This is a genomic window from Pseudoalteromonas sp. SR44-5, from assembly GCF_014163675.1.
In the GTDB taxonomy this organism is placed as follows: domain Bacteria; phylum Pseudomonadota; class Gammaproteobacteria; order Enterobacterales; family Alteromonadaceae; genus Pseudoalteromonas; species Pseudoalteromonas rhizosphaerae.
Map to the genome: position 1 here is coordinate 1 of NZ_JACJDT010000081.1, position 6,449 is coordinate 6,449.

The 6,449-nt window shown below is 40.6% G+C and carries 5 protein-coding genes and 2 pseudogenes; all 7 read left to right on the forward strand.

Translation table 11 applies throughout. The features are described from left to right. Positions 1-1,949 (forward strand): annotated as a pseudogene (locus H5154_RS22085) (type IV secretion protein Rhs); the annotation flags it as partial. 13 nt (positions 1,950-1,962) lie between these two features. Continuing rightward, complete coding sequence (locus H5154_RS22090) at positions 1,963-2,823, forward strand: immunity 49 family protein (RefSeq protein WP_182719640.1); 861 nt, start codon at positions 1,963-1,965, stop codon at positions 2,821-2,823. Between the two features lie 366 nt (positions 2,824-3,189). Beyond that, positions 3,190-3,906 (forward strand): hypothetical protein, encoded by a 717-nt coding sequence (locus H5154_RS23875; protein WP_404936151.1) that lies wholly within the window; start codon positions 3,190-3,192, stop codon positions 3,904-3,906. A gap of 14 nt (positions 3,907-3,920) precedes the next feature. After that, positions 3,921-4,526, forward strand: coding sequence for a hypothetical protein (locus tag H5154_RS22100; RefSeq protein WP_182719641.1), 606 nt, complete (start codon positions 3,921-3,923; stop codon positions 4,524-4,526). A 42-nt stretch (positions 4,527-4,568) separates the two neighbouring features. Next, positions 4,569-5,108 carry a DUF4303 domain-containing protein gene (locus tag H5154_RS22105; protein WP_182719642.1) on the forward strand — a complete coding sequence of 180 codons (540 nt, stop codon included), beginning with the start codon at positions 4,569-4,571 and terminating at the stop codon, positions 5,106-5,108. A 73-nt stretch (positions 5,109-5,181) separates the two neighbouring features. Then, a pseudogene (locus H5154_RS22110) lies at positions 5,182-5,526 on the forward strand (DUF600 domain-containing protein). 208 nt (positions 5,527-5,734) lie between these two features. Next, positions 5,735-6,097, forward strand: a complete 363-nt coding sequence (locus H5154_RS23880; RefSeq protein ID WP_259398587.1) for a hypothetical protein — start codon at positions 5,735-5,737, stop codon at positions 6,095-6,097. The last annotated feature ends 352 nt before the right edge of the window (positions 6,098-6,449 follow it).

Sequence of the window (6,449 nt, forward strand, 5' to 3'; positions counted from 1 at the left end):
ACGCCGGCGGCGAAATTAAACTCGATAGCCAAGGCAACGCCACCATCATCGCTACCAATATACTCACCCTCGACAGCAACATTGTCACCTTTGATGGACCAGTTGATTACGATATAGAAAGCCCGCAAACAGCCAGTAGCCCAAGTGCCTCAAGTCCTGCGAGTATTAGCCAAATCACCGCGTTTGATTTAAGTGACAATACGCTATCTGCAGGCGCACTCGCTCAGCTTGAACTTGAATACTTCTACGATGATGGCTCTGCCATTGAAGGTGTTGACTACCATATTATTGATAATGATGGTGTTGAACACACCGGCACCCTGGCGAATGGCGTAGCAACCTTGGCTAATTTACCACAAGGTAAAAGCCAAGTGACATTGTCAGCAACCACCCAAGCCGATGAGCAACGCCTTATTCAATTGCGCAAAGAATTCAATCAACACCTTACCTCCATGCTTGATGAAATTCGCAGGCAAGCCGCGATTGGGGATGCCATTTTTGAGCAAGAAGACTTTTTTACCCAATGGATGATTGAAACCGGCGCAAGAGCAACGGGTCTGTATCAAGGCGCTAAATCCCTTGTAACGGGTATCGCTGATTTAGTCGTACTAGGGATTGATATCAATATCAGTGTGTATTCGGCCTGTTTTAGAATGATTGACGCCGTTGCAAGTGGTGATAAAAACGCTGTTAAACAAGAACTTGAAACCATTTTAGCCTTTAGCCAAAAAACGACCAGCGCATTATCACAGGCGTTTGAACTATTACTTGCCTTAATGGACGATGCGGACACCCGCAGTGTATTAGCGCGCTTCCCGTATGACTATATTGAAGCGCATTCCTACGTTGATAAACAACGTTTAACCGGTGTTATGGCGTTTGAGATATTATTAGCGCTGTTAACGGGCGGTGCGGGAGCCGCAGCCTCTGCGGCAAGTAAATCCAAGCATCTCGTCAATGCGAATCGCTCATTAGTCGAGATGGCCGACATACTCAAACGCAAGCAACTTAACAAAACCACCTCGCATACCGTGTCGCCTGAGCAACCTAAATTAATTGAGCACATTGACAAACCCGATGCGACATTACAACCAGGTACAAACCGAGGCGTAACCACGCAGGTGTCAGCCAAAGCCCATGCTGACTATTTATTAGAGAATCTTCCCGATGATATTCGTGGCAACTACCGTGCATACACCAATGCAGACGGTAAAGCTATCATACAGCGCATAGATGGGAGTAAACCACCGAAACTGCGTTATGAAAATGGCGCGTTAGTTACTGTATCTGACCAAATCGATGTGTTTAACACCATTTCACAAAAACTAAAAATTAAACACAGCAACTTAGATTCAGCCGCAAGAAAGCGTTTAAAAACATTAGAAACAGCACGTAATAAAGCCGTTGCACAACGTGACGCTGCATTACTGGCAGGCGACGCTAAAGCATTAACAGATGCACAAAAAGCCATGCGATTGGCCAGTGAAGATTTAGGTGAAGAAGCCGCACGCATTTACGTACAACAAAATTACCCTAACGCCAAACCGTTAAACACCAAATTACCCGGTAACGGCAAACAAGGCGAGTTTGACCAAGTGTATGTCATCGAAGATGGTAAAGTCCTTATCATGGAAGCCAAAGGCGGTAATGCAACATGGGGTAGCAGAATAGCTGGAGAGGAACGTGCACAGCAAGGCTCCGCCAAGTACATGGATTCTGTGATTGATAATTATACCGAGCAGATGAAACGCCTCACAAAAGACCCTCGCTATGGTAAAGTCGGCGAAAAAGCGTTTACTGAGCAGGTTGAAGGCATTGAAGATATGCTGGATGAGTTAAGAATTGCAAAAAGAAAACAGGGTATTGAATATATTGGCATACAACAAAAAGCCAATGACAATGGCTTAATCGAGACCATTGATGTGTCTATTTTTGATATCGGATTTTAAGGAGTTATTTTAGATGATTAAAAGCCATTACAGCTTTGCACAAAGAAGCTATGAAAGAGCAATCAAGTTATATAATAGATTGCAAGAAGATGAAATTACTATGATCCAGAAAAACCCTGGCTACCAAATGTATTTTAGCTTTAAAACAAACCTAATAGACACTTTCCCAATGGAAGCCATTGAAAACCCCAATGGGTATCATGCTTGGCTGTACTTGCTACGCGCATCGCAATTAGGCCTCGGTATTTTTCAAAGTAACGCCAATGATGGTCAAGCCTTTCCATTTTTTTATGACGATGAATACCTAGAGGTGGTTGGCAAGAAAAACCCTGAAAATGCAGAGCATCCTGTTTGGCTACTTGCTTTATATGCCGCGATTATCGTACGCAACCAAGACGCCATAGATTTTTTAACCACCATCGACAATGAGGTGTTTGTAAACTCTAATTACGGCAATCAACTCAAACCGTTTGATTACGCCTTAGCTGATTTACTCAAAGGACTGTTCGCCCCAAGCGCCGACTTAGCGCACCTGCTAGAGCAAGCGTATATCACCTCTAACCCGGATGATTACCCTATTGATGAAGCGTATTTGTATGCCAGTCGTCTCAAGTGGCCGTTGGTCTCTGTTATCGAAGCGATTTTCACCGAAAATGGTGAGCAAGCCTACAACAGCACCATGGAAAAAGCTTTATTACTGCACCAAGAATATTACAGTGATGAAGAGCGCATGTGGAATGACCGTGGCGCCATTTCAATACCACTAACCGCAATGGCTGTTATCGCTAAAGAAGTCAAAGGCTATCAGCTCAGCGTTGAAAATGAGTATATTCCTGATTGGTTAATTAATGTAAACCCACCAAAACCAGAATAAACTGAACGTATTAATAATTACTCGCTCTTTAACAACATGGATGTTGGTAGGCTAGGCGCTAATACAGCCGCTGATTAGTGCCCTGCCTTTCATTTTTGCACAAGTAAATTCGAGTCTACGCATTCGTAGCAGCGGGTTTACCCCACGACATAATTCCCCCGCAGCCCACAACGAATTATTATTTGATGATAAAGCCAATGACAGCAACGAATCGATGGAAGGCGCTATTGCAGTATTCCGGCTCTTTACCCAACGAAAGTAGGCGAAGGTGACCCTGTTCAGTATTTACGTAAAATAAACTGGCAAAATTTAGGCAAGCAAGCCGCCAGTGAAGTAAAAGCCGTAATCAAAGGCTTTCGAGATACCTTGCAAGATATTTCAACCAGCTGGAAATATGACCTCCTGCTGCCAGACTCGGCCATTGACGGCATGCAAGCTATGGTCAAACAACTTGATGAAGTCACCCCGCAAATAGACCAAGGGGTAAAAAACGCCGCAAACGAAATTGGCAATCGCGTAAACAAAGCCCTCGATGAGTTTGAGCCACCGGCAAGCACGGGTGTAGTGGGCAAACCGAAGAAGACGGTAGCCAATGAACTAGAGCCGCCGAAAGGGAATGACTTGAAGGGGGCTAAAGTAGCCAATAGATCCATTGATGAATTATTAATAAATGGTAAAGTTCCTTCTATAAGAAATAATAAGTTTAATGAATGGTATAATAATTTATCTTTAGAGGAAATGAGATTACTTTGGGATGATAAAAGTATTCGGGAGAATATTGAGTCTCGGATTAGAAAGCCTGGTGGCTATCACGAATGGTATATGGTCGCTAGAACACCAAAATTTAAAGAATGGGGCCTCCCCATGGAAGAAATAAAGCGAGTTAGAACAAAAATATCTGAGTTAAAATGGAAAGTACCTAACAGTGGCACTCCAGGTATGCACGGAAAAAAAGGGTCAGGAACCTTTCACAAAGAATTACTAGAAATAATTGACAATAGTAAATCTCTAAATCAATTTCATACTCAGTTAGAAACTTTAATTACTAGATGGAAAATAGATCCTTCAGTATTACCCAAATAAAATAGTGAGAACTTATGGAAAATTTAATTAAAGATTGGAAATGCTTTTGTCAAGGTACACAACAATTTGATAAATCCCATTTCACTTATTTATTTCATGAGGAAGGAATAATTAATAACGTTAATCAGATAACACAATTTATTCCTGAACAAGAGAAGCTTACTCAGGTAATAAAGGACGTTTTGTCAATTAAAGAAGTCAAAGATAAAGTTAATATTACCGATGAAGAAATCATATTTCATGCCAAAAACTTTATATTGGAACAAGTTAGTTTATTAGAAAACTTGGATGATGAGCTACGAAGAGCAACAGATAATTTTGAAATTAAATTTGTAACGCCTACTGAGTTCGAGTCTCACATAGATGACGATATTCCACATTATTGGCTTTTTGATGAGTTTGGAGATTTAATTAGAGGCTCAAAAAGAAATGATAATGAAGTAACATTTGCGTTTTTTGAAGCCTTGTATGGAATTGACAATGACTATTATTTAAGTTGGTACATTGCTGCACCTTTACTTGAAATTAAAATAAATTTAAGTAGCTATTATGAACTGTGGAAAAACAACTGCCAGATTTTATTGTTAAAAGATAAATTGTTAATATTAAAGAATACATAAAGTATTAGAACAATGGGCAACAATATCGAAAGGCAGAACAATATGAATCTTGAACAAGAAAAAAAAAAACAACTTGCCGAGGATCTTAGTAATATTTATAAAGTGCTCTTGAAAAAGTTAATTACCGAAAAAAAGGACTTCAATACAATAGCTGTTCATTGTGACTCTGGTTTTAGTGCATTTGGTCTTTCTTGGAATTCTAATCGTTATTTGAACCAGAAAAAAGAAAAGTTCTCTGAACAAAACTGGCTGATAATTAAATACTCCGTATCTGAATGGGAAAATATTTTCTATGAGCATGAGAACTTTAACGACATCAATGAAAAAATAGAAGAAATATTTGATGAGCTATATGATGAAGATCTAACTGATGAGCAGATAACCCAATTTTTTAGCGAAATAGCACTTTACGTACTCTTAGAAATTAGAAAAGTAGTTTCTGATCACCCCACTCCATTTATTTCATTACAATTTAGTGATCCTAGTGATACGGAAATCGATTTAATGAAAAAAATCAACCAACTAATAGATAATGAAGATAAATCTCCTGAGTTTGAAACGTATTTAGAAAAAATAAGGTGATGTGGAATAACCTTATTTAATAGTTTTGGCGTTCTATCTTAACTATAACAATTTATAACGCTAAGGACAGCATATGCAACCAGACATAAAAAACATCCGCCAACAACTCGGTCAGTACCTTTATCAGCAAATAAAATAGCCGCAGCTTGAAGCACAACTTATTTTAAACTGCGAAGATGAAAGCGTACTTGAATGCAAAGCCCATTATCAAACAGCAAATGACTCAAGTGAGCACCCAATCGCTGTTTCTAACGAAATAATCGAGTTATTCAGTACTTTGTTTGAGAATGCCACTAAACACCAACCAGAAAAATGGACGCGCGCCATTTTTACTATTACACGGCAAGGCCAGTTCAACCTGAACTTTGAGCGTGATAATAATGATGATGACGTTATCACTGCACAGCAAACTTATTAAACAATATTGATTTACCCGCTCTTTAACAACATGGATGTTGTTTGGCTAGGCGCTAATACAGCCGCTGATTAGTGCCCTGCCTTTCATTTTTGCACAAGTAAATTCGAGTCTACGCATTCGTAGCAGCGGGTTTACCCCGCGACATAATTCCCCCGCAGCCCACAACGAATTATTATTTGATGATAAAGCCAATGACAACAACGAATCGATGGAAGCCGCTATTGCAGTGTTACGCAAGATGGGTAAAGGCGACCCAGTAAAATACCTGCGCGAAATAAACTGGCAAGACTTAGGCAAACAAGCCGCCAGTGAAGTCAAAGCAATTATTAAAAGCTTTAGAGATACCTTGCAAGATATTTCAACTAGCTGGAAATACGACCTCCTACTGCCAGACTCGGCCATTGACGGCATGCAAGCCATGGTCAAACAGCTTGATGAAGTCACCCCGCAAATAGACCAAGGCGTTAAAAATGCCGCAAATGAAATTGGCAATCGCATAAACAAAGCCCTCGATGAGTTTGAGCCACCGGCAAGCACGGGTGTAGTGGGCAAAGAAGACGGTAGCCAATGAATTAGAGCCGCCGAAAGGGAATGATTTAAAGGGGGCTACAGCGCTTAAGCGAGTCAGAAACCCAGCCCTTGATGCCCATTATAAAAACTTAGCTGCTTATGAAACGGCTTATAAGAACAAACTAGATGACGCTATTAAAAATGGTGATTCAAGCCATCGCATTGGTGCATTTAAAGCGAAGCTTACCGAAGTTAAAGGTGAACGTGCAGCAAGTGCCTATATGGCACAACACTTTTATAAGCCCCCGCCACCTGCGAAAATGGAGCTAGGCTTTGGTCCGGGCCCCGGTTTTGACCAAGTATGGGCTAAGCGGGATAAAAATGGCAACGTGCTAGAATACTTTATCGTTGAA